The 22,775-nt window shown below is 67.3% G+C and carries 20 protein-coding genes, 1 tRNA gene and 3 pseudogenes; 18 read left to right on the forward strand and 6 right to left on the reverse strand.

The annotated features are described in order from the left end of the window. Positions 1–23: 23 nt before the first annotated feature. From ACFSXZ_RS23990 to ACFSXZ_RS24010, 5 genes are all read left to right on the forward strand, one after another. A complete protein-coding gene (locus ACFSXZ_RS23990; RefSeq protein ID WP_378267388.1) occupies positions 24–590 on the forward strand; it encodes a biotin transporter BioY in 567 nt (188 codons plus the stop codon). Between the two features lie 86 nt (positions 591–676). Then, positions 677–1,795, forward strand: coding sequence for an AMP-binding protein (locus ACFSXZ_RS23995; RefSeq protein WP_378267389.1), 1,119 nt, complete (start codon positions 677–679; stop codon positions 1,793–1,795). Next, positions 1,792–2,892, forward strand: coding sequence for a thiolase family protein (locus ACFSXZ_RS24000; RefSeq protein ID WP_378267390.1), 1,101 nt, complete (start codon positions 1,792–1,794; stop codon positions 2,890–2,892). The genes ACFSXZ_RS23995 and ACFSXZ_RS24000 overlap by 4 nt, the downstream gene beginning before the upstream one ends. Beyond that, positions 2,889–3,563, forward strand: coding sequence for an energy-coupling factor ABC transporter ATP-binding protein (locus tag ACFSXZ_RS24005; protein WP_378267391.1), 675 nt, complete (start codon positions 2,889–2,891; stop codon positions 3,561–3,563). The genes ACFSXZ_RS24000 and ACFSXZ_RS24005 overlap by 4 nt, the downstream gene beginning before the upstream one ends. Then, positions 3,560–4,141 carry an energy-coupling factor transporter transmembrane component T family protein gene (locus tag ACFSXZ_RS24010; protein ID WP_378267392.1) on the forward strand — a complete coding sequence of 194 codons (582 nt, stop codon included), beginning with the start codon at positions 3,560–3,562 and terminating at the stop codon, positions 4,139–4,141. Before ACFSXZ_RS24005 ends, ACFSXZ_RS24010 begins: the two co-directional genes overlap by 4 nt. A gap of 7 nt (positions 4,142–4,148) precedes the next feature. On the opposite strand, the gene ACFSXZ_RS24015 is transcribed toward ACFSXZ_RS24010, so the two are convergent. Together ACFSXZ_RS24015 and ACFSXZ_RS24020 are read right to left on the reverse strand one after the other, a co-directional pair. Beyond that, positions 4,149–5,162 (reverse strand): DUF6924 domain-containing protein, encoded by a 1,014-nt coding sequence (locus ACFSXZ_RS24015; RefSeq protein ID WP_378267393.1) that lies wholly within the window; start codon positions 5,160–5,162, stop codon positions 4,149–4,151. 137 nt (positions 5,163–5,299) lie between these two features. Next, positions 5,300–5,737, reverse strand: coding sequence for a nuclear transport factor 2 family protein (locus tag ACFSXZ_RS24020; RefSeq protein ID WP_378267394.1), 438 nt, complete (start codon positions 5,735–5,737; stop codon positions 5,300–5,302). A 237-nt stretch (positions 5,738–5,974) separates the two neighbouring features. Here ACFSXZ_RS24020 and ACFSXZ_RS24025 point away from each other — a divergent pair. Together ACFSXZ_RS24025 and ACFSXZ_RS24030 are read left to right on the forward strand one after the other, a co-directional pair. Continuing rightward, positions 5,975–6,047 (forward strand) — tRNA-Lys (locus tag ACFSXZ_RS24025). Between the two features lie 349 nt (positions 6,048–6,396). Then, positions 6,397–7,179 carry an AAA family ATPase gene (locus tag ACFSXZ_RS24030; RefSeq protein WP_378267395.1) on the forward strand — a complete coding sequence of 261 codons (783 nt, stop codon included), beginning with the start codon at positions 6,397–6,399 and terminating at the stop codon, positions 7,177–7,179. 274 nt (positions 7,180–7,453) lie between these two features. On the opposite strand, the gene ACFSXZ_RS24035 is transcribed toward ACFSXZ_RS24030, so the two are convergent. Next, positions 7,454–7,726, reverse strand: coding sequence for a hypothetical protein (locus ACFSXZ_RS24035; protein WP_378267614.1), 273 nt, complete (start codon positions 7,724–7,726; stop codon positions 7,454–7,456). On the opposite strand from ACFSXZ_RS24035, the gene ACFSXZ_RS24040 reads away from it, so the two are divergent. Then, a complete protein-coding gene (locus tag ACFSXZ_RS24040; protein WP_378267396.1) occupies positions 7,632–7,829 on the forward strand; it encodes an IS3 family transposase in 198 nt (65 codons plus the stop codon). The genes ACFSXZ_RS24035 and ACFSXZ_RS24040 overlap by 95 nt on opposite strands. Before the next feature lie 39 nt (positions 7,830–7,868). Here the strand turns inward: ACFSXZ_RS24040 and ACFSXZ_RS24045 are convergent. Continuing rightward, positions 7,869–8,264 (reverse strand): annotated as a pseudogene (locus tag ACFSXZ_RS24045) (transposase family protein); the annotation flags it as partial. 586 nt (positions 8,265–8,850) lie between these two features. Between ACFSXZ_RS24045 and ACFSXZ_RS24050 the strand changes: the two are divergent. The 7 genes and pseudogenes from ACFSXZ_RS24050 to ACFSXZ_RS24080 all read left to right on the forward strand — a co-directional run. Further along, positions 8,851–10,620 carry a fatty acyl-AMP ligase gene (locus ACFSXZ_RS24050; protein WP_378267397.1) on the forward strand — a complete coding sequence of 590 codons (1,770 nt, stop codon included), beginning with the start codon at positions 8,851–8,853 and terminating at the stop codon, positions 10,618–10,620. Next, the gene (locus tag ACFSXZ_RS24055; RefSeq protein WP_378267398.1) at positions 10,617–12,326 is read left to right on the forward strand and encodes an acyl-CoA dehydrogenase family protein; all 1,710 of its coding nucleotides are present in this window, start codon (positions 10,617–10,619) and stop codon (positions 12,324–12,326) included. The genes ACFSXZ_RS24050 and ACFSXZ_RS24055 overlap by 4 nt, the downstream gene beginning before the upstream one ends. After that, positions 12,320–14,029, forward strand: a complete 1,710-nt coding sequence (locus tag ACFSXZ_RS24060; protein WP_378267399.1) for an acyl-CoA dehydrogenase — start codon at positions 12,320–12,322, stop codon at positions 14,027–14,029. The genes ACFSXZ_RS24055 and ACFSXZ_RS24060 overlap by 7 nt, the downstream gene beginning before the upstream one ends. A 36-nt stretch (positions 14,030–14,065) precedes the next feature. Next, positions 14,066–14,338: an acyl carrier protein gene (locus ACFSXZ_RS24065; RefSeq protein ID WP_378267400.1), complete on the forward strand. Its 273-nt coding sequence runs from the start codon at positions 14,066–14,068 to the stop codon at positions 14,336–14,338. Between the two features lies 1 nt (position 14,339). Then, on the forward strand, positions 14,340–15,623 hold the full coding sequence (locus ACFSXZ_RS24070; protein WP_378267401.1) for a condensation domain-containing protein: 1,284 nt from the start codon (positions 14,340–14,342) through the stop codon (positions 15,621–15,623). After that, complete coding sequence (locus ACFSXZ_RS24075) at positions 15,620–16,798, forward strand: MFS transporter (protein ID WP_378267402.1); 1,179 nt, start codon at positions 15,620–15,622, stop codon at positions 16,796–16,798. Before ACFSXZ_RS24070 ends, ACFSXZ_RS24075 begins: the two co-directional genes overlap by 4 nt. 157 nt (positions 16,799–16,955) lie before the next feature. Then, positions 16,956–17,150, forward strand: a pseudogene (locus ACFSXZ_RS24080) (hypothetical protein); the annotation flags it as partial. Positions 17,151–17,162: 12 nt separating this feature from the next. On the opposite strand, the gene ACFSXZ_RS24085 reads toward ACFSXZ_RS24080, so the two are convergent. Then, entirely contained in the window at positions 17,163–17,735 is a 573-nt protein-coding gene (locus ACFSXZ_RS24085; RefSeq protein ID WP_378267403.1) for a MarR family winged helix-turn-helix transcriptional regulator, read from the reverse strand. A gap of 139 nt (positions 17,736–17,874) precedes the next feature. On the opposite strand from ACFSXZ_RS24085, the gene ACFSXZ_RS24090 reads away from it, so the two are divergent. The 3 genes and pseudogenes from ACFSXZ_RS24090 to ACFSXZ_RS24100 all read left to right on the forward strand — a co-directional run bounded on the left by ACFSXZ_RS24090 (position 17,875) and on the right by ACFSXZ_RS24100 (position 21,496). After that, the gene (locus tag ACFSXZ_RS24090; RefSeq protein ID WP_378267404.1) at positions 17,875–19,029 is read left to right on the forward strand and encodes an FAD-dependent oxidoreductase; all 1,155 of its coding nucleotides are present in this window, start codon (positions 17,875–17,877) and stop codon (positions 19,027–19,029) included. 98 nt (positions 19,030–19,127) lie between these two features. Beyond that, a pseudogene (locus ACFSXZ_RS24095) lies at positions 19,128–20,132 on the forward strand (aldehyde dehydrogenase family protein); the annotation flags it as partial. Then, complete coding sequence (locus ACFSXZ_RS24100; protein ID WP_378267405.1) at positions 20,129–21,496, forward strand: class-II fumarase/aspartase family protein; 1,368 nt, start codon at positions 20,129–20,131, stop codon at positions 21,494–21,496. The pseudogene ACFSXZ_RS24095 and the gene ACFSXZ_RS24100, both read left to right, overlap by 4 nt. Before the next feature lie 36 nt (positions 21,497–21,532). On the opposite strand, the gene ACFSXZ_RS24105 is transcribed toward ACFSXZ_RS24100, so the two are convergent. Continuing rightward, positions 21,533–22,744: a serine hydrolase domain-containing protein gene (locus ACFSXZ_RS24105; protein ID WP_378267406.1), complete on the reverse strand. Its 1,212-nt coding sequence runs from the start codon at positions 22,742–22,744 to the stop codon at positions 21,533–21,535. Positions 22,745–22,775 lie beyond the last annotated feature (31 nt).

A 22,775-nucleotide genomic window follows, 5' to 3' on the forward strand; every position in this document is an offset into this window, starting at 1 on the left:
CCGGTCCGGGTTACCGTGCGCGCGTGTCAGCATCCCGTGCCGGCGTGCCCGCCGCCGACCTCGCCAGGATCGTTGTGTTCGCCGCGTTCATCGCGGTGCTCGGGATCTTCCCGGGACTCTACGTCGGCGGCTCGGGCGTGCCGATCGTCGTGCAGAACGCCGGGCCGTTGCTCGCCGGTGCCATCCTCGGGGCCAAGCGTGGCACCGCGGCCGTCGTGCTGTTCCTGGCGCTGACCGCGCTGGGGTTGCCGCTGCTCTCCGGCGGACGGGGCGGGGTCGGCCCGTTCCTCGGCCCGAGCGGCGGGTTCCTGCTGGGCTGGATCGTTTCGGCGCTGGTGGTGGGCCTGATCGTCGGGCACGTGAAGGGGCGGGCGCTGCCCGTCATGCTGCTGGCCACCTTCGCCGGGCTGATCGCCGACTACCTGATCGGCATTCCGTTTCTCGGTCTCTACACCGGTCACCTGGCCGCGGCCGCCGTGCAGTCGCTGGTGTTCGTCCCCGGTGATCTGGCCAAGGTCGTGATTTCGGCGTTGATCGCGACCGTCGCGCGCCGCGCGCTGGCCCCGGCGGGCACGAGCGGTCGTCCCTAGTGGACAGGGCTTGCGGTGCGGCACGGGAACTTGCCGCACAGGGTGTCACCGAAGGATCGCGCGTCGCCATCGACGTCTCAGGTGGCATGGAGCCGGAAGATGTTCTTTCGTGGTTCCTCGGCGCCGATCTGCTGGGCGCCGCGACGTTGGTGATCGAGCCGTCGTGGTCGCCACGCGAACGCGAAGCGGTGCTGGACGACGCGCGCCCCGACGTGGTGGTCACCGGACGACCACGGTCCATTGCGGACAGTGTTCCGCGTGCCGGTGACGAGAACACGCCGTTCTACCTGCCGACGACCTCCGGCAGCAGCGGCGGTCCCAAGGTGCTGCTCCGCACCCGGGCTTCGTGGACGCGCAGTTTCGCCGCGCTCGGCCGGTTCGCCGATGACGGTCCGGTACTCGTGCCCGGGCCGCTCAGTTCGTCGTTGTTCCTCTTCGGCGCCCTGCACGCGCTGTGGGCGGGGCACGAACTCCGTTTGGCGCCCCGCTGGCGGCCCGAAACAGCGTGCGGGGACGCCACCGCCGTGCACCTGGTGCCCGCGATGCTGGCGCGGCTGCTCGCCGTGCTGGAGCGGCGGCCGGAATTGCGGGACGTCTGCGCCCTGCGGACGGTCGTGTGCGGTGGCGCCCATGTCGGGACCGCCCTGCGTGATCGCTTCTCGCGCGTGCTGCCGGATGCCGAACTGATCGAGTACTACGGTTCCGCGGAGCATTCTCTGATCGCGATCAGGCGGAGGGGCGACGCGGGGCTTCGGGTCGTGCCCGGGGTCGAGACCGAACTGCGGGACGGCGTGCTGTGGGTCCGCTCGCCGTTGAGTTTCACCGGCTATCTTCGCTCGGGCCGCCTGGACCCGGCGCCCGAATGGTCCACTGTGGACGATCTGGTCCGGTGGGACGATTCCGGCGCGCTGGAGGTGATCGGGCGAGCGGGGGCGGTGGTCTCCAGCGGTGGGAAACTCGTGGCCGCCGAAGAGGTTGAGTCGGTGCTGCGCGGGGTCCGTGGCGTGGTCGACGTGCTGGTCACCGGGACACCGCATCCGACGTTGGGCGCCTTGGTGACCGCGATCGTCGAGGGCTCACCGCGGCTGAGCGACCTGCGGGCGGCGGCCCGTGCCGGGCTCGAACCGGGCAAGCGGCCACGACGGTGGCTGATGACCGACTCGCTGCCGCGAACCGCTTCCGGCAAGGTGCGCAGGCCGGGATGAACCGCACTCCGGTCGTGATCGCGGCGCGGCGCAGTGCCATCGGCACGGCGGGCGGCGCGCTCCGTCGCTTCGCCGTCGACGAACTCGCCGCCCCGGTGCTGCGGGCCGTGCTCGACGACGCGGGACTGACCACAGTGGACGATGTGATCCTGGGCAACGTGTTCGGCCCCGGCGGGAACCCGGCCCGGGTCGCCGCGCTGCGCGCCGGGCTCGGCGAGTCCGTGCCGGGCGTGACCGTCGACCGGCAGTGCGCGAGCGGCCTGGCCGCGATCACGCTGGCGGCGACGATGATCCGTGCCGGTGAGGGCGAAGCCTTCCTCGCCGGTGGGGTCGAAAGCGCGTCCACCGCGCCCTATCGCGCCTGGCGCACCGAACCGCCCACCTGGTACACGAGGGCGCCGTTCTCGCCGAAGGACATCGGCGATCCGGAGATGGGCGAGGCCGCGGACGTGGTCGCCGCCGAGGCGGGCATATCGCGGCAACGGCAGGACGCCTTCGCCGCGCGCAGCCACGCGCGGGCGGTCGAGGCCCAGCGTGCAGGCCGGTTCGACGCCGAACTGGTCACGATCGGCGATGTCACCCGCGACGAGCGCCCGCGCGCCGGATTCACCGTCGAGCGCTTGGCGCGGTTCCGGGCCGCCTTCACTCCCGACGGCACCGCGACGGCCGCGAACTCGTGCGGTATCAACGACGGCGCGGCGGTGGTACTGGTCGTCAGTGAACAGGTGCGGCGGAAACTCGGCGTGCCGGGGTTGCGGCTGGTGGCTTCGGCGACTTCGGCCTACGACCCGAACCGGCTCGGGCTGGGCGCGGTGCCGGCGATGCGGAAAGTGCTGGACCGCGTGCCCGATGTCGTCGAGTTCAACGAAGCCTTCGCCGGACAGACGCTGGCGTGCCTCGACGCCGTCGGCATCGACGAGCACACGGTCAGTCCGGACGGCGGCGCGATCGCGCTCGGCCACCCGTGGGGCGCGTCGGGCGCGGTGCTGGTGGTGAGGTTGTTCAGCAGGCTCGCGCGCGCGGGAGGATCCGGGCTGGCCGCGTTGTCCGCGGGCGGCGGACTCGGTGTCGCGACGATGTGGGAGGCGGTGGCGTGATCGAGTTCGACCATGTCGGGCACAGCTACGGCGACCGGGTCGTACTGTCCGATGTGGACCTTTCGGTGCCGGAGCGCAGGGTCGCCTTCATCGGGGCGAACGGTTCCGGTAAGTCGACGCTGGCCCGGATGATCAACGGCCTGGTGCGGCCCACCAGCGGCCGGATCCGGGTGGACGGGCTGGACCCGCGCCGGGACGGTGCCGCGGTGCGCCGCCGGGTCGGTTTCCTGTTCACCAACCCGGAAAGCCAGATCGTGATGCCGACCGCCGGTGAGGACGTCGCGTTTTCGCTGCGCCGGAGCGGTCTTCCGCCGAAGGAACGCGCTCGCCGCGCCGAAGAACTGCTGGCCGAAAACGGGCTCGCCGGATACGCCGACCATCCCGCGCATCAGCTTTCCGGTGGGCAGAAGCAGGTGCTCGCGTTGTGCTCGATGCTCGCGCTCGACCCGGACGTGCTGGTGTGTGACGAACCGACGACACTGCTGGATCTGCGCAACAAGAGGCGGTTCGCCGAACTGCTCGGCCGCCTGCCGCAGCGCGTCGTCCTGGTCACGCACGATCTCGACCTGCTGGGCGGGTTCGAGCGGGTGATCGTGATCGACGAAGGCCGGGTGGTCGCCGACGACGAACCGGAACCCGCCGTGCGGTTCTATCGGAAGCTCGCACAATGACCCCGTTGGGCTGGTACGAACCGGGAACGGGCGTGCTGCATCGAGCGCCGGCAGGGGCGAAGTTCGTGGTGCTGCTGGCGTTGGCGACGGCGGTGTTCGCGCTGCGTTCGCCGTGGTGGCTCGGCGGTATCTGTGTCGCCGTCGCGCTGGGTTACGTACTCGGCCGGATTTCGCTTCGTCGCTGTGGGCAGGTGGTGCGCTCGCTCGGAGGTTTGGCGGCGTTCCTGTTTCTTTTCCAATGGTGGTTGCTGGGGCTGGAACCCGCGGTGGTGGCGTGCCTGCGGATCGTCGCGGCGCTGGGCGCGGCGAACCTGTTCACGCTCACCACCAGGGTCGGCGATGTGGTGTCCACTGTGGAGCGTGTGACCAGGTCGGAACGGCTGGGGTTGCTCGTCGGCCTGACGCTCAGGGCGATCACGGCGTTGTCGGCGATCGCCACCGAGGTACGGGAAGCCGCCCAGGCGCGCGGCGCGGGCCGGTCGGTGGTGGCCTTCGCGGTGCCCTTCCTGATCCGGACCCTGCGCCACGCGGACGAACTCGGCGAAGCCCTCGCCGCCCGGGGCGTCGGTGATGAATAGAACCGCGTTACTCCGGTCGTGAGGGGTGTGACGGCACCGGTGCCTTCTTGATCGAGAGGGCACGCAGCTCCCGCAGCAGCCGCACGTGCTGTGCGGTCTCGAAGGACCACAGCGTGCGATCCTCGTTGTCGACCAGGTCGATGTCACCGTTGTCGCGAACAAGCAGCGCCTCGGCGTTTCGTGCCGGGGCGCGCCTGCCGTCGGCGTCCCTCGGCCAGCGCACGCGCTTGCCCCTCATGTGGTCGAAGTTCGGGATCATCGGGTAGCCGTGGCCTCGATCGGTCCGCAACTGCAACTCGCCCTCCGGATCGAGGAACAAGCCCATGCCTGCCGCGTGGCTCGGTGCGTCGAGCCACACCGCCTCACCGTTTTCCCGCAGCGAGAAGGTGCCGTTCGAGGAAACGAATTCGTACCGTCCGTTGGGGGAGATCAGCGAAGCGTCGCGAAACGTCTGGCCGCGGCGAAGCCTGGTCCGGTCGCAGGGACGATCCCAGCCGTCCCACGGTGTGCGCGGCACCGTGCCCGCCGGCCGGTCGGCGGTGAAACCGCGGAAAACGCGGCCGGGCTCCTCCGCCGCCTGCGCGGCGAATTCTTCGAAACCCATGTTCCCCAGTGCGAGGTTGCAGGTCATTTCGGTGATCGCGGTGGGCGCCAGACGAAATTCGCGACCGAATTCCATCGCCTCCGCGAATTCCTCGTCGTGCTCGCAGTCCTCACGGGTCAGCGTCGAGATCGCCAGCACCGGATGCTCCCCGCGCATGGTGGCTTCGTCGGCCACGAAAACCGCGAGCAGCGGTGGCCCCTCCTCGCCCACCGCGGCCAGCACCTCGTCCGGACTCGCCCCGGCGTAGGCGTGATTGTTGACGAACCGGTTGCTCGCCGGGATCTCGGGATCGCCGTTCCACGGCTGGTTCAGAAGTTCGACGACGGTTCGCCAGGCGTCGTCGTCGGAGTAGTCCACGCGCACCACCAGCGCGTCCGAGTCGTCGTGATCCGTGCGGTCGATCACAGGTCGTCGCATGAGGCCAGTATCACTTCTGCGACGGCGTGTGCTCCCGCGATTGCCCGACCCGACACAGCTTCTGTGGCTGGTTGTGCACGCCAGGTGAGCCGGATCACGGTGGTGGAGACGTGCTCGGCCCCCTCGACCAGTGAGCGTCAGCTTGTGCTCCGGGCGAGCGGCCGGGGCCGTCCTTCGGCCCGGATCCCCTCGAGCATGGCGTCCCAAAGCGCGTCCACCGCGACCTGCGGGCGCACCATCACGGTCAACTCTTCGATCAGCCCGTTGTCGTCCAGATGGACGAGGTTGATGCCGTGCGCGAGCCTGCCGGAGATCTTCGCGCGGAAGATCAGGATGTGCGTGCTCCCCTTCCGGCCCTCGCTGTTCTCGGCGGTGCCGTGCACCTCTCCCACGCAGTGGAAGTCGTCGAACACGCGCCGGATCAGCACGTCGAACACACCCAGGAACAGTGCCCGGCCCTTGAGCGGAGCCGTCTTGGCCGGAGTGAACAGCCGGATGCCGGGAGCCAGGAGGTCCCTGAGCGCATCCAGGTCACCTTCGGCGACCGCGGCGCGGAACCGCTGGATGGTGTCCATGCTCCTCCTTGGGTCGAGGAGAGATTAGTGACAGTTTTGATCATTGGGAACCCCAACGAAGGTTCCGCAAGAGGTCGATGCGGTGAACGGCCGGTTGCTCGGCCGGATGGCGGGCGTGACTCCCGCGGTCGGTGCATCCCCCACTTCGACGGGCACGGGGACCCGCCGTCAAGACGCTCCGAGGCCGCGTGCTAATCTTCTTCCCGTCGCCGGCGGTAAGCCGACAGCGACCGACAGGCGCCATTAGCTCAACTGGCAGAGCAGCTGACTCTTAATCAGCGGGTTCGGGGTTCGAGTCCCTGATGGCGCACTCTCGGAGAGACCACCTTGACCAGGCGTTTCTCTTAGTTTGGCACAGCCCAAGGTAGTGCCGGGTTGGGCGATTTGGGTAGTTGGGTGTTCGGTGGGTGTTCGAGCGTCTTCGATCGTAGCTTCCGTGGCACGATCTCGACGGCCGCTTCGGCCGCTTCGCGGCTCAGTCTGGCCGATCGGTTCGACGTCTCCCGGCCCGCGGTGTACCGGGTGCTGAACCTTCACAACGCCCGCCAGAGCGTGGGCGGCTCCAGCGGCACATCCGAGGGGGAGTCCGCCGACACATGGCCACTGCCGGATGGCGGCAAGCACGACGAGTGGCTGGCGGCCCGAAGGATGGCCAACCGATGACCCGCCGCCGAACCCGGGCCACGGTTGGCGGGTTCATTCAGCGGGTCTGGCTCGCTCCGAACGCTCCGAGCGGCCGTTACCCGTTCAACTTGCCCGCTGTGGCCTGGTTGGCCCGGTCGGGCGGGCTCACTGTGGCACCGGGTGTGACGTTCCTGGTCGGTGAGAACGGTGCCGGCAAGTCGACCCTCATCGAGGCAATCGCGGTGGCGGCCGGGTTCAATCCGGAGGGCGGCTCGCAGAACTTCCGGTTCACCACCCGCGCTACTGAGTCATCGCTTGGCGACCACCTGGTCCTGACCTGGAGCACGCACAAACCGCGCACTGGGTTCTTCCTGCGCGCCGAGTCGTACTACAACGTCGCCTCGGAAATCGAACGTTTGGACCGGGACCCCGGCTCGCCACCGCTGCTCCCTGCCTACGGCGGAATCTCGCCGCACGAACGCTCGCACGGCGAGTCGTTCCTGGATCTGGTGACCCACCGATTCGGTCCCAACGGGCTGTACCTGCTGGACGAGCCGGAGGCGGCGCTTTCGGTACGCGGCTGCATGGCCGTACTCGCCCGGTTGGCCGAACTAGCCGGGCAGGGGTGCCAGATTGTGGTAGCCACCCACTCACCGATCCTGCTCGCTTTGCCCAACGCCACCATCTGCGAGATCGCCGACACCGGTGAGATCGAGCGGGTCGAGTACGACCAGGCGTTGCCGGTGCGGGTCACACGAGGCTTCCTGGACGCGCCGGAGAGATTTCTGCGGCACCTGCTATCCGAGGACGAGGGGTAACGGGCGGGCTCTACAGCTTGACCGTGCCGATGGTCTTCAACCGAGGCAGCAGGCCAGCGGCGCGGCGAAGGGTCGCCTGTCGCAATTCGTCAATCGCCATGAGTGTAGGACGAAGAGAAAACCTTACGCAGCGGAGCCACAGCACCAGGCGTCAACCTGCAGGTTTCCCCGTCGAACTCGATGAGCGGAACGAACCCGAACGCTTGCGCCACCTTATTGAAAAAGTCCGACAATTCCCGATGTTGTGAATCATCGAGCGCTAGTTCGCTGACGGTCAGGAGTTCACGAAGAAAGTCGACCCGGTCTGCCGGTGTGCTACCGTGAACAATGAATGACAGCTCGTTACGAACATCGCGTGAATCCTCCCAGGCTCTGGTAGGGTGTAGCGCCGGGTTTTCCCAGCCGTCGTGGTGTAGGTGTCGGCGGTAAGCACGATACCGGAGTGGCCGAGCATGGCCTGCACCGTTTTGAGTTCGTTGCCGGCGGCCAGGGACAGGCTGGCCGCCCCGTGCCGGACCTTGGCACACAAAGCAATCTTCGAATACATCGAAGGCTGGTACAACACCCGCCGCAGACACTCCAGCCTCGGCTACCGAACCCCAGCCACCTACGAAACACATCATTCCGCTACCGGACTTGAGGTAGCCTGACCACACATCAACCCTGTCCGTCCAAACGGGTCAATCCCAGTGGGCCTTGTTGTGGGTCTTCTGTTCGTCGGTGAGTTCGCCGCCTTTCGGCTTCTTGAAGGCGACGGTGATGGTGCCGGATTCGCCTTCATAGCCCAGGTAGCCCAGGGTGGGCCGGTTCCCGGCGATCCAGATGGCCAGGGCTGGCAGGATTTCGGGATGCTCGCGCAGCGCGGTGGTGTCGTGCTCGCGGCCGGGCCGCACGTCGGAGGTCCACAGGGGCCGGCCGTCGGGGGCGGTGATGACCTGGATGTTCCCGCCGTGATTGGCGTGTTTGCCCGACCACCATAGATCTACGCCCGAAGTGGGATCGGGGGTCCGGACCCGGTCAGTCTCGATCAGGGTGCCGTCGATGGAGATGTGGCTGTGTCCGGCCATTTTCGCCGCCAGCAACGCTGATACGTACAACACGGTCTGGTCGCTTACCGGCAAGGTCGCGGTGTATGACACACTCATCAGGCGCGGAACCTCTATGAAGTTGATCTGTGGAAGGACCAAATTCATACCGGGGTTCCGCGTCTTTACGTTGCACCACAACAACTTCGGCGTGTCGCCACGACCACCACCGCCAACCGCACCCCGTAACTACTCACAGTCACACGAACCTTATTCGGAAAGCCTCATTGGGCGCAGTTTTTTTCACAGGTTTTTCACGGTTTTCGAAACCGAATGGCAAGCCACCTGAGGTGGTGCACGGCCGGCGCCGAGAGGACTGGCTCGGCGGAATCATGCCCCCGGCGGCCGGGACAGCGCCCGTTTCCATTGCCCGAAAAGCTCAGTTCGAGTGCACAAATTACCTTGTGTGGTCCGCATTGAGTCCGCTGACCGAGCGGATCATCAAGAAGACCTCAAGTTTTTCCTCGGGACGGTTCCCATATCGTTGATGGCGGCTATAGCCTGGCTATAGTCCCAGCCGTGGCAACGTGGTTTTCGCCACATGACGGAACAAGTCCGGAAATATTTCAGCAAGAAAGACTTGGCGATGTTGAAGACTGCCACGCTGCCCGCGCCGTCCGTGTTGTCCAGCCTGGATATGGCCTTGAGGTGGAGAGCCTCGGACGAGCCCGGTGCTCCGATGCTCTGCCACTACACGTCTGACGCCGGCATCGGGGAAACGGCGTGGTTCGGTGCGGCCGACGTCGACCTCCTGGCGAGGCGGGTCGGCCGATGGCTGTCGGCTCAAGGAGCGCCCGGCGATCGGGTTCTGTTGTGCCTGCCACCGGGTGTGTGTTTCACCGGTGCCCTTTTCGGGTGCTTCTACAGCGGCCGGATCGCTGTTCCCGTCCCGGTTCCGGGGCGCTTTTCGCACGAGCGCCGCCGGATCGCAGCGATAGCCGTCAACGCGGGGGTATCGGCCGTCCTGACCGAGTCGAAGTCCGCGGGCCACGTGTCGGCCTGGCTGGCCGAGGAGGGCTTATCGCTGCCGGCCCTCGATGTCGAGCAGGTCGAGCAGGTCGGGCTGGCCGACGACGAGTTGGCTGACAACGACACGGACACCCTTGCCGTCCTGCAGTACACCTCGGGCTCAACCGGTCTGCCCAAGGGCGTGATGCTCAGCCACGGCAATCTCCTGGCCAACATTGCCGCCATCGCACGCGCGCTGGATCTCGCGCCAGGGGTTCGCGTGGGTGGCTGGCTGCCCAACTACCACGATATGGGCCTTATCGGGCAGTTGCTCACGCCCATCGTGCTCGGCGGCTCCTCGGTCACGATGGACCCGATGACCTTCCTGCGCCGCCCGTACCTCTGGCTCCGCATGATCGACGAGGTGGCGGTCGAGGTCGCCGCGGCGCCGAACTTCGCTTACGAGCAGTGCACACGCCGAGTCACCGATGAGCAGCTCGCCGGGCTCGACCTGTCCCGGTGGGAAGTGGCCCTGAACGGGTCCGAAACCGTTTCCGCCACCGTGATGGAGCGTTTCACCGCGCGTTTCTCCCGGGCCGGGTTCCGTCCCGAATCCTTCGCCCCGGCGTACGGACTGGCGGAATCGACGCTGCTGGTGACCGGCTCGGCACGCCGGCGCCCGGTGGTGAGAAAGCATTCGGAACCGGATGCTCCCGCTGTCGACGGCGGCCGCTCACTGGTGAGCTGCGGCCGTTGTGACGGCGCGGATGTCCGCATTGTCGATCCCGGATCCCGGTCCGTGCTCGTCGAGGGCGAAATAGGGGAAGTCTGGGTCCGTGGCGGCAGTGTTTCCCAGGGTTACTGGAACGCGCCGGAATTGACGGCCGCCACATTCGGTGGCGTTACCGTCGACGGTGAAGGCCATTTCCTGCGCACCGGCGACCTCGGGCTCGTGGAGAACGGCGAGCTTTATCTGGTGGGCCGGATGAAGGAGATCATCGTCATCCGGGGCATGAACCTGCACCCCCATGACCTCGAAGAGGCGGCACGCGCCCGGCATCCGCAACTGAGCACTGGGTGCGGTGCCGCGTTCGGCGTTTCCCACGCCACCGCCGGGGAACTGCTCGTACTGGCTCACGAAGTCGCCGCCGGCGCGCCGCGGGAGGAGTTCGCAGGACTGGTCTCCTCCGTCAGGCTCATGGTGGCCAGGGAGTTCGGCGTCGAACTCGACGGCATGCTGCTGTTACGTCCTGGCGGCGTGCCGCGCACCACCAGCGGCAAGATCCAGCGTGGCCAGATGCGCAGCCGCTTCCTGCGGGATGAGATCACCCCGTTGCACAGCGACCTGACGGGGAGGCTGCGAAGCCTTCTCGCGGCCCAGCCGACTTCCGAAGAAGTCGGATCATGAGCGCCGGAGTGGCCGGAGTGGCCGGAGCGACCGGTTCGGCGGTGACGGCGCTGGAAGACATGCTCGGCCAGTGGCGGGCTGGTGGACCGTTCGCGCCGGAGGACCTCGCCCGGCTGGACGCGGCCGAGGCCGTCCCGGTCGCCGCGTGCCGGGCGCTGGATGACGCCGGCCTGCCCGCGTACTACGTGCCGGCTCGATTCGGCGGACGGCTGGTCGGCTTCCCGCAGGTGGTCGCCATGCTGCGGGCCGTCGCGCGTCAGGACCTCACCGTGGCCATCGCGCATGGGAAGACCTTCCTCGGGGCGGTGTCGGTATGGGTCTCCGGATCGCCGGAGACGGCCGAGCGGCTCGCGCGGCAGATCATCGATGGTGCCGTCGTCTGCTGGGGACTCACCGAACGGGGACACGGCAGCGACCTTCTCTCAGGCGAGGTGTCCGCCGAGCGAACGACCGACGGCTGGCGGCTCCACGGGACGAAGTGGCTGATCAACAACGCTACCCGGGCGCAGGTCGCGTGCGTGCTGGCGCGCACCTCGGCGGTGGGCGGTCCACGCGGGTTCAGCCTCTTCCTGGTCGACAAACGCGAACTGTCTCCGGACCGCCTGCGGACCTTGGACAAGATCCCGACACACGGAATCCGCGGGGCCGACATCAGCGGTCTTTCGTTCGACGGCGCCCCGCTCCCTGCCACCGCCCTGATCGGCGAGCCTGGTAAGGGCGGCGAGACGGTGTTGAAGGCACTCCAGCTCACCCGCACCGCCTGCACGGCGCTGTCGCTGGGGGCGGGAGACCACGCGATCCGCCTCGCGACGCGGTTCGCCCGCGAGCGACGGTTGTACGGCAGGCCGGTGGCCGAGATGCCGCTGGCACGCGACACGATTGGACGTGCCGCGGCGCGGCTGTTGCTGGCCGAGGCCGTCACCGCCGTCGCCACCCGCGCCATTCACGTTCTCCCTCGCGAGATGAGCGTGTTTTCCGCGGTGTGCAAGGCCTTTGTGCCGACCATCGTGCAGGAAGCGATCGAGCAGGTCGCCGAACTGCTGGGTGCCCGAGGCTACCTGACCGACGTCTTCGAGCACGGGGAATTCGCCAAGCTGGAACGCGACCATCGGCTGGTCGCCATCTTCGACGGCAGCACACTGGTGAACCGGCACATGCTGATCAGTCAGTTCACCAGGCTGGGACGCGGCTACGGTGTCCTCGACCCGTCGGCCGCCGATCGGCTGAGCACTTTGGTCAACGGGCCTTTGCCCGACTTCGCCTATGACACCTTGGCGCTGGTCTCGGCATCCGGGTGCGGCCTCGTGCTCGCCGTGCCCGGGTTGCTTCACCGCGTTCGTGAGCTGGACAGCGGCGGCCTGATGGCGCACGTCCTGGCCGACTTCGAAGCCGCCTGCGCGAAGACCCACGCCGCCATCGGGGCTTACCGCCCCGCTGCCGGCATGCCGGCAGCGGATGCCTTTGCCCTCGCTGAGCTTTACGAGGTATGTGTCGCGGGAGCCGCGTGCCTGTTGATCCTCTCGTCCCGCCCCGGGGACGGCCGCGCCTGGACTCTGCTGCGCGGTTGCCTGGAACTGGTCGTGGAGCGGCTGGTGCCGGGCCGGTATGGAGACGACGGCGTGTTCGCCGCTCTGGCCGAGCACGCCCTGCTCGACGACGAGCCCCTCACCCTCTTTCCCCGCGACCAGGAGGACTCGCCGTGGTGATCGCGTCCGCACTCGACCGGATCGCCGCGTTGGAGCGGAAGTTCGGCGATCCCTTCGACTCGGCGAACCCGTTGGGATTTCGAGAAATCCTCGCCTCGGACGAGCGTGGTGAGAGGTTTGTGCCCGGAGAGCGGGCTCTCGACGAGTTCGCGATGAACGCCGAACTCGTACCGCACGCGCTCGGTGGCCGCTTCACCCACCTCGACGACCTCGTCGCCGTCGGCCGGGCGGTGAGCCGTCGCGATCCGGGCCTCAACGCCGGTTACCTCACCAGTTCGCTCCTCGCCGGTGTTTGTGTCTGGCTCGCCGGTGACGACGACCAGCGGCGCCAGGTCGCCGAAACGCTCCTCGCCGGTCACCGGCTGGCTTGTGCTTACCACGAACTTGACCACGGCAACGACTTCACCGCCGCAGAGTTCACCGCGCGGTTCGTCGGCGACCGACTGGTTCTCGACGGGCGCAAGGAAGTCATAGCCAATGTCGACCGTGCCGAAGCGCTGGTGTTGTTCGCGGCGACCGGCGGAACCCAGCCGGCCCAAGCACATTCGCAATTGCTGCTGCGACGTCGTGACCTCACCGGCGCACGGGTGACCGCACTGCCGAGGTTCGGCACGGTCGGTCTGCGGGGCGTCCATCTCGGTGGCATCGCGTTCGACACGGCACCGGTCGGCTCGGACCGGGTGCTCGGCCGCCTCGGGCGCGGCACCGAGAACACGATGAAAGCGTTCCAGCTGACCAGGATCGCACTGCCGGCCATGATGACCTCGGTCGTCGACACGGCCCTGCGGTGCACGGTCCGGCACCTGCGCGGCCGAACCCTGTACGGCAACGCGGCGATCGACTTACCGCACCTGAAATCCACGCTGGTCGATGTCTTCGTCACGCTGCTCGCCGCCGACGCCTTCGCGACCACGGCGGCACGGTCGTTGCATGTCTACCCGGGTGAGGGCGCGCTGCACGCCGCCGTGGTCAAGTACCAGTTGCCGACTCTGCTTCTGGAAGCCATGAACAAGCTGGCGATGATCCTCGGAGCTCACTCTTACCTGCGCGAGGGGCCCACCGCCATCTTCCAAAAGCTGATGCGGGACATCCGGGCGATCGGGGTGGTCCACATCGGCAGGGCCGCCTGCAGGATGACCCTGTTGCCCCAGTTCCCGCTGCTCGCCCGGCGATCCTGGGGAACCGAAGACGCCGCGGAGGAATCCCTGTTCACCCTGGGCACCGATCTTCCGCCGCTCGAGTTCACCCGGCTGCGAGTGACCGGCAACGGACATGACCATCTCTTTGGCGGCCTGGAGGTGGGTTTGGCCGCACTGAGCGGCGATACCACGCCCGACGGACGACTGGTCCGCGCATCGGCCGAGTCCCTTGCCGAGGAAAGCCGAGAACTCCGCAGTGCGGTCGCCGAACTGTCCACATCGGACTTCGCTGTGGACGCGCCACCGTCCGCCGCCCGGATAGTGGACCGTTACGTCCGCCTGGCGCTCGCGGGCGTGTGCCTGGAGACGTGGCGTCACAACAGGGAGAGCACTGGCGGCTGGTTGTCGGCCTGGGCGGTTGCCGTGCTGGCTCGGCTCGCCGGCGACCGCTCACCGGGGCAGCTATCCGGCAAGGTGGAGGACCGTTTGTTCACCGAACTCCTCGACCGGTGCGTCGGCAACTTCGATCTCGGATTGTCCGGTTATCCCGTCTTTGAGGCCTGACCACCATGTTCAACTGACTACAGGATGAGGTGTTTGATGACCCGGACGTATGAGGTGCCCACGGCCGAAGGCATGATCGCGTGGCTCACCGGGGCCGTCGCGCGGTACGCCGAGCGGCCGGAGGCCGAGATCGATCCGGACGCTCCGCTGAGCGACTACGGCCTCGACTCCGTGGCGGCGTTCGCCGTCATCACCGAGATCGAGGACGCGTTCGACGTCCTTCCCGACGTCACCGTGGTCTGGGACTACCCGTCGATCCGCAAACTCGCGTCATTCCTGACCGATTTGATCCGAAGCGAACGTGAATAGCATGGCTACTCCCGTACCGGGCGCTCCGCTGCCACTGCTGGCCGCCCAGCAGCGGCAGTGGATCTCGCACCACGAAGATCCCGGCAACCCACAGTACAACTGTGGTGGGTATTACCGGATTTCCGGTGAGCTTCGTGAGGAAGCACTCACAGCCGCGGTCGCCGCCGCGTATTCGGAAACCGAAGCGCTGCGGGTGATCTTCCACGAGCAGGACGGCAAACCCTGGCAGACCGTCGTCGAGGCGGATTCCGTGCCCCTGTCGTCCGTCGAGCTGCCCGGCGAGGCCGCGGCGATCGACTGGATGGCATCCGCGCTCGCCGTGCCTTTCGATCTGCTCGGGGGCGAGAAGGTGTGCTCGCACACGCTGGTCAAGACGGGTGAGCGCGAGTGGTTCTTCTTTTTCCGATACCACCACATCGCGCTGGATGCCTATGGTGCGCATCGATACCTGCTTCGCGTCGTCCAGCACTACAACGCCCTCGTCACGGGTGAACCCGCACCACCCGGCGGATTCGCCGGCCTCGCCCGACTGGTGGCTGAGGAACACGCCTACGGAAGTTCACCGCGGGCGCAGCGGGATGAGGCATACTGGCGCCGAATCCTCTCCACGCCTGTTTCGCGGTCCGGTTTCGCGTCGCGCGACACGCTCGCCGGGCCCCGCCCGTTGCGTTCGGTGACTCCGGTCTCCGACAAGTCCCGGGCCGCGTTTCTCGAACTGTCGGCCCGGACGGGAGTGCGGTGGCCGGTTCTGGTCATAGCGGTCACGGCATGCCGGTTGAGCTTTCTGACCGGCTCACGGGACGTCGTGATCGGCCTGCTGGCCGCCAACAGATCGACACTCGCGGCGGTGAAGACTCCGGCGAACCTGGCCAACGAGTTGCCGCTGCGCATCGATGTCCGATCGGAGAGCACGTTCCTCGATCTGCTCGGGCAGGTGGGCGAGCGGCTCGGTGAGGCGATCACGCACCAGCGGGTCGACCTGGGCCGGTTGCCCGGTTCTCCGACGTTGCGCACGTTCGTCAACGTGATCGCTTTCGGGGAGCAGCACCGGTTCACCGATTGCGCGTCGGAGTTCCGCGTGCTCGCGACCGGTCCCGCGTCGAACTTCCGGGTCAACTGTTACGGCGATGCGACCGGCGACCTGCTGCTGGAGTACGAAGCCAATTCCAACAGCTACGACGAAGCTCAGCTCGCTCGGCATCAAGAGGGAATACTGAGCTTGCTGGACGAACTCGCGACCATGCCGGATGCGCGGCTGTCCGACGTGTTCCCGGCGGCGGTATGACAATCGTCGGATCGACACCCACCGCACGCTTCGCGTTGGTGGGTGCGGCGATGGCGTTCGGTTACACCGCACAGCAATCGATTTTCCCCGCGTTGGCTCCGCTGGCTGTTCGTCTTGGCGTCGACAAGCTGTGGATGGGCTTCGTCATCACCTTGTCCGGTTGCGTCTTCCTGCTTTCCAATCCACTGTGGACATTCGCGACGCGCCGGTGGGGCGGCAGGCGGGTACTGGCCGCCGGGCTGATCGGCATCGTGCTGAGCTCGGTCCTGCTGATCCTGGTCGTGGGCTGGGATCCGGGAAATCCCTCGGTGAGGCTCATCGGTGTGCTGTTGACCCGGGGCGTGTTGTTCGGCCTCGCCATGGCCGCCGTCGCGGTCTCCGGGCCCGCGTTCGTGCTCGCCGATTCCACCGCCGACGGCAAGCGGGGCCGGGCCGCCACCGTGATCACCGCCGCCCAGGGTTTCGGTGTCCTCGCCGGGCCGTTGCTGGACGGGATCACCAGCGCGTGTGGACTGATCGTGCTGCTGCTCGCGCCGCTGGTCCCTCTCGTGATGGCGACCGCATTGGTGGCGCGCATGGACCATGGCGAGCGGACGAGGCACCAGGAGCACGCGACACGGTCGCGGGGGGCGTTCGTGCGCGGCGTATGGCCGTATCTGCTGGTGATCACGTCGTTGCTGTTGCTCGTCGCGACTATCCAGGTCATCGCCGGATTCCTGCTCACCGACCGGCTCGGTCTCTCCAGCGACGATGCGGGCCGGATCGCCGCGTGGGTACTGGTCGCGGGAAGCGCACCGTTTCTGGTGACTCAGCTCATCACCATGTCCCGGCCGGTGCTTCCGGCCGGCTGGATGCTGCGAGCCGGCCTGGCCGTGAGCCTCGCGGGCGTCCTGCCGCTGGCGTTCGCGCGAACCCTGCCGTGGATCCTGATCGGTACCGTGGTCGCCGCCATCGGGGTCGGCGCGGCCTTGCCTTCCTGCTACGAGTTCGTATCGCGGGCCGACAGCGACCCGCGGCACGCCCGCTCCGCGGGTGCCATAGCAGCTGCTGCGGGTGTGGCCTTCGCTGTCGGGCCTGTCCTGGTCACCGGGCTCTACGCCGCCGGTACCGCGGTTCCGTTCCTGGCGATCGCGGCGCTCATACTCATCGGTGCCGTGCCTCTGCTTGGGCATTGATGTCGGCGGCAGGTGAAAACTGACCCCGGAGTGGCACTTGGGTTCCAGTACTTGTCGCAACACTCCTGGCAGAAGAGGGCGTGCTGATGGCGAGGCGTGGGATGAAGCGGCGGCTGGATCTGGAGTCGCGGTACTGGAAGTTGATCTTGTCGGGTGTGGCGGTGTCGAAGAGCTCGCCACGCTGGTCGGCGCACTAAGCGGCTGCCTCGTGCATGAGCTGTCCGTCGACATCAGGGACGGCGTCCGCGAGAGCAGCATGGCCTGCACCCTCCTGCTGGCCGGTGACGAGACCGAACGCTTGCTCGAGCGGCTTCGCGAACTGTCCTCGGTCGTCTCGTCCGAACTCGTCTGAAGTGAATTCCTCTCAAAGCTGCACACCGTGCTGCGCCGACGCGGGTGCCTTCGGAGACCGCGTCGGAGACGATCGGGACGTATTCGGCGAACGGTCCCGTGCAGGTGGTGTGGAATCGCCGAGGTAGGACTCCACTGCGGCTCGCAGTTTGTCGGCAGCGCGGGCGATGGTGTTCAGTTGCGCTGCCGTGAACTCGCCGAGCACTTTCTCCAGCTGCTGCTGCAAAGGATCGAAGAACGCGTCGGCGGCAGCGTTGATCGCGGTGGTCGAGTGCAAGGTCACGATGCGCCGGTCGGTGCCTTCCCTGGTGCGCTCCACGTACCCGGCTTCTTCCAGGCGTCCGAGCAGGATCGAGGTGGCCCCGGGAGAGAGGCCCACGCGTTCCGCGAGGCGTGCGGGTGTCAGTGGCCGGCCGAGTTCCTCCGCTTCGATGATCAGCACGACCGCGGCGGCGTCGGTTGTGTGCATGCTCATGCTCCGGGCGAAGAACCGCGACAGTTCGTTCTGCGCGGCGCTGAACGCGGTGAAGCTCTGCACCACGCGCGTGCACGCGTCGCTCGCCCCGGCCGGCACGGCCTCGGTCATCTCCAGCTCCCTCCGTTGTGCGGCACACACTACCACTTGACACAAAATAGTTTTGCGACATAATAACTTTGCGACAGCAGGTCGCCGTGGTGTCGGCCGTACGCGCCGCGACGTTCACGACAAGGTGGGAGCGCATCACATGAACCGCTCGATCACGATCATCGGAGCTGGACTGGCCGGGTTGACCCTCGCCCGGGTCTTGCACATCCACGGCATCCCCTCGACCATCTACGAGGCGGAAGCCTCTCCGATGTCCCGTACGCAGGGAGGCCAGCTCGACATCCACGATGTCAACGGCCAGGTCGCCCTCGACGAATGCCGGCTCCTCGACCAGTTTCGCTCGATCATCAACTTCGGGGCGGAATCCATGAGGTTCCTGAGCTCGGATGGAGAACTGGTGGGCGAGATCCCCGACGACGGAAAGCTGAGCAACCCCGAAGTCCTGCGCGGGGAACTGCGTCGCATCCTCATCGAGTCACTACCGGACGGCACGATCCACTGGGGCCGCAAGGTCGACTCGATCGACGCTCGCGGCGGCGGCGTGCCGTTCACGGTCACGTTCGCCGATGGGTTGACGGTCGACACCGACGTCCTGGTCGGCGCGGACGGCGCTTGGTCGCGCGTACGGGCGTTCCTCTCCGGGGCCTCGCCGGAATACCTGGGCACCGTCTGGGTGGAGACCTTCCTCCACGACGTCGACAAGCGCCACCAGCGAAGCGCCGCGTTGGTCGGCCGAGGTGCGATGCTGGCGATGGAACCCGGACGAGGGATCTTCGGCCACCGCGAAGCCAACGACGTGATTCACACGTATGTCGTCATGAAGAAGCCGCTCGATTGGATGAGCTCGACCGACTTCTCAGACCGTGAGCAGGCGCTCACCAACCTCGCCGCAGAACTGGGCGATGGGTGGGCCCCCGAACTCCTGGAACTGATCACGAGCGGCGAGACCACGCCGGTCGCCCGACCGATCTGGGGACTGCCACTCGGACACACGTGGGACCAGGTGCCGGGAGCCATGCTCATCGGTGACGCCGCGCACCTGACACCTCCGGACGGAGACGGAGCGAACTGGGCTCTCTACGACGGCGCCCAACTCGGAAAGGCAATCGCTGCGTCGCCCGGCGACATCGAGTCGGCTTTCTCGGGTTTCGCTGCCGAGATGCTGCCACGTAGCGCTGCATCCTCGAGAGCGGGATACCAGTCGTTCGAGCAGACCTTCGGCTACAACGCACCCGAAAACCTGCGGAACATGATGGACCGCGCGACGACATACGGTCGCCGCCACCGCCGCTGACTCACCGCCCGGCGCGGCCACGGAACGGATCGGCAGTCGACACCGCAAGCCCGATTACCTATCCAACGTTGCCTGACGCAGCACTGAGCCTTTGCCAACCTGATCACGTTGGCGCCCGCAAGATCGGCCCGGCGGTGGCGGCCGGCTGCACCATGGTCGTCAAACCCGCACCGCAAACACCGCTGACGACCGCCGCCCTGGCCGCGCTCCTGGCCGAGGCCGGGCTTCCCGACGGCGTGCTCAACGTCGTCCCCACCACGCAAGCCTCCGCGATCACCGAACCCCTCCTGCAAGACGGCCGGCTGCGCAAGCTGTCCTTCACCGGGTCCACCCCCGTCGGGCGTCTCCTGCTGTCGCAGGCAGCCGGTACGGTCCTGCGGACGTCGATGGAACTGGGCGGGAACGCGCCCTTCATCGTCTGCGCCGACGCCGACCTCGACGCCGCGGTCGACGGTGCGATGACCGCCAAACTCCGCAACATCGGTGAGGCTTGTATCGCCGCCAACCGCTTCCACATCCATGCGAGCGTTGCCGGGGAATTCAGCGAAAAGCTCGTCGAGCGGATGAGGACGATCAGCGTGGGGCCGGGCACGGACCCCGCCTCCGACCTCGGACCGATGATCGACGAGCGTCAGCGCCGCCGGGTCGCCGGTCTGGTCGAGGAGACGGTTGCCGCCGGAGCACGGGTGCGGACCGGCGGGCAGCTCCCGGCTGGACCCGGATATTTCTACCCGCCGACCGTGCTCACCGGCGTACCCGCGGGAACACGGATCACCCGCGAGGAGATCTTCGGTCCGGTCGCGGCCATTCAGACCTTCACCACCGAGGACGAGGTGCTGCGTCACGCCAACAACACCGAGTTCGGGCTCGTGAGCTATCTCTACACTCGTGACCTGACTCAGGCGCTGCGGATGAGCGAGCACCTCGAAACCGGCATGGTGGGTCTGAATCGCGGTTATGTGTCCGATCCCAGCGCCCCCTTCGGGGGGATGAAACAGTCCGGCGTCGGGCGTGAGGGCGGCAATACCGGAATTGACGAGTATCTGGAGCAGAAGTACGTCGCCATCGACATGGGCCGCTCGCGGACCGGGGATCTTCGATGAACGGAAGCACGGTCTTCGACTCGTTCCTGTTCCGGGATACGTTCGGCACTCCGGAAATGCGTGCTGTCTTCAGCGACCAGGCCTACGTGGAGACCATCGTCCGGGTCGAAGTCGCGCTGGCGCGAGCGCAGGCGCGAGCGGGCGTCATCCCCCGCGAAGCCGCTGACGCGATCGCGGAACGGTGCGCCCCGGCACGACTCGACCGCGATCGGCTTCGCCGCGAGACCGACACGGTGGGCTACCCGATTCTGCCCACGGTCAGGCAACTCGCCGAACAATGTGGCGACGTCGGCGGCTTCCTGCACTGGGGCGCCACGACCCAGGACATCATGGACACGGCCCTGATCCTGCAATGTGCCGAGGGCCTCACCCTGGTCACCGGCGCGCTGGATCGCCTTCGAGCGCGCCTGCGCGCTCTGGCCGAAGAACACATCGACACGGTCACCGCCGGCCGGACTCATCTTCAGCACGCCCTGCCGATCACCTTCGGCCACCGGGTGGCTGTTTGGCTGTCCGCATTGGACCGTCACGCGGAGCGGCTGAGCGCCGTCCGGGAACGCGACCTCATGGTCCAGTTCGGCGGTGCGGCCGGCACCCTGGCCTCGCTCGGTCCGGGCAAGGAAGGCCTGCGAGTCCGAGCCGGGCTGGCCGCGGAACTCGGTCTCCGCGATCCCGAGATCACCTGGCACTCGGCTCGCGACGGCCTGGCCGAAATCGTCGGCCTTCTCGCCGCGATCGGTGCCTCGGCCGGAAAAATCGGCTCCGATGTCGCGATGTCGTGCTCGACCGAGTTCGGGGAACTCGCCGAGCCGTTCGTGCCGGGGCGAGGGGCCAGTTCCACCATGCCCCAGAAACGCAATCCCATCTCCAGCGAGATCATGGTGGCGACCGCGAAGCTGCTGCGTGACAAGTCCTCGGCGATGCTCGACGCGATGATCCACGATTTCGAACGCGCCACCGGCCCATGGCACGTCGAATGGGCCGTCATTCCCGAAGCCTTCCTGCTGCTCTCGTCCTCGCTTTACCAGGCGGAACAGGTGATGGCCGGCCTCCGGGTCGACACCGAGCGGATGCGCGCCAACCTCGGCCTCACCGGTGGGCTCGTCGTCGCGGAAGCCGTGATGATGGCGCTCGCGCCGGTACTCGGCCGTCAACGCGCCCACGAACTCGTCTACGAAGCCTGTAGCCGGATCCGCGACACCGGCGGTGACCTGGCGACCGAACTACGGAAGTTCCCGGACATCGCGGCGACCCTCGGCAATGACCGGATCGACGAACTCTGCGATCCCGCCACCTACCTCGGAAGCGCTCAGGCGATGGTCCGTTCGGTCACGCGTGTCCCCGCGGACGGCCGACCGGGGTGACGAGCCCGTGGAGAGGAGTGTGCCGCCACGCCACGCTCATCGGCGAGGCCTGGCGGGGGTTGCCGCCTTGACGGTTTGAAGCGCCTGGACGACCAGGGCGGGTAGTTCGTCGCGCGGGCTGTCGACCGCGCTGTTCACCGCGACGACGACGATGACGCCGGAGGCCGGGTCGTAGATGTGGAGCGCCCGGAAACCCAGCGTTTGGCCCTCGTAGGTCCAGACCGTGCCTGTCTGGGCGGTCGTCGCCTGGCCGATGCCCAGGCCATAACCGGTTGGATCGGTCGGGCTGGTCGTCTCGATCGGCTGACTGGTCGTGGTCGAGATCAGGCTTTCCAACTCGTGTCGCTGGTGCGGCGGCAACAGCCGGCCGGTGTAGAGGGCGCGCTCCCAGGCCGTCAGATCGGCCAGTGACGCCACGATGCCACCCGCGCCCTGGGCGAAGGTCAGGTTCAGCGAAGGCATGGGTGTGCCATACATCGACGGCACGCCCGCGATGGCGAAGTACCCCGTCGGCATCCGCGCCGCCGTCGAGGGCGGGCACGTGTAGGGCGCGAAGCAGGTGTCCCACAGGCCGTGCGGGACGATGAGGCGCCGGGTGAGCTCATGCGCGTACGTGTCGTGGGCGGCCCGCTCGATGATCATCTGGGCCAGCAGGTAGTTGGTGTTGGAGTAGGCGTAGGCGGCAGGCCCGACCGGGAGATCCGTTACGTAGGACACCAGCTGGTCAGTGGTGAAAACGGTGTCGCGGTCCGTGGCCACGGCGGTCACGAAGGCGGGTTGGCTGGTGTAGTCGGGAATGCCGCTGGTCATGTCCAGCAGTCGTTGAACGGTGATGTCGCGCCAGGCCGGGTACTGCGGCAGCCACTTGCCGAGCGTGTCCTGGATCGACAATTTCCCCTCGGCTTCGAGCTGAAGCAAGATCACCGACGTGAATGCCTTGGTGTTGCTGCCGATCTGCCATTCCGAGTGGCGCGGCACCGGCGTCGTTCCCCCGTACTCCGCGGTGCCGGCCGTGAGGTCGATACTCGGCTTGCCTGCGGGATAATCCACCCGCAACGACACGGCCGAGACGTGCTCGGTCGTGCCCCGGGTGGCCAGGTACTGCTCGAGTTCGGCGCGTAACGCCTGCGTCAACCCGGTGTTGTCGGCGCTGCCGACCGGCGCCGCGGTGGCCGTGGTCGTCCCCAGGCCCACTATGACCGCCGCCGCGAAGATCGCGGCGATCGGCCGGGTTCGTAAGTGCCTCATGCAACGCAGTCTGTCGGCTCAGGAAGGTCTC

It is taken from the genome of Amycolatopsis pigmentata (genome assembly GCF_042684065.1).
In the GTDB taxonomy this organism is placed as follows: Bacteria; Actinomycetota; Actinomycetes; order Mycobacteriales; family Pseudonocardiaceae; genus Amycolatopsis_E; species Amycolatopsis_E pigmentata.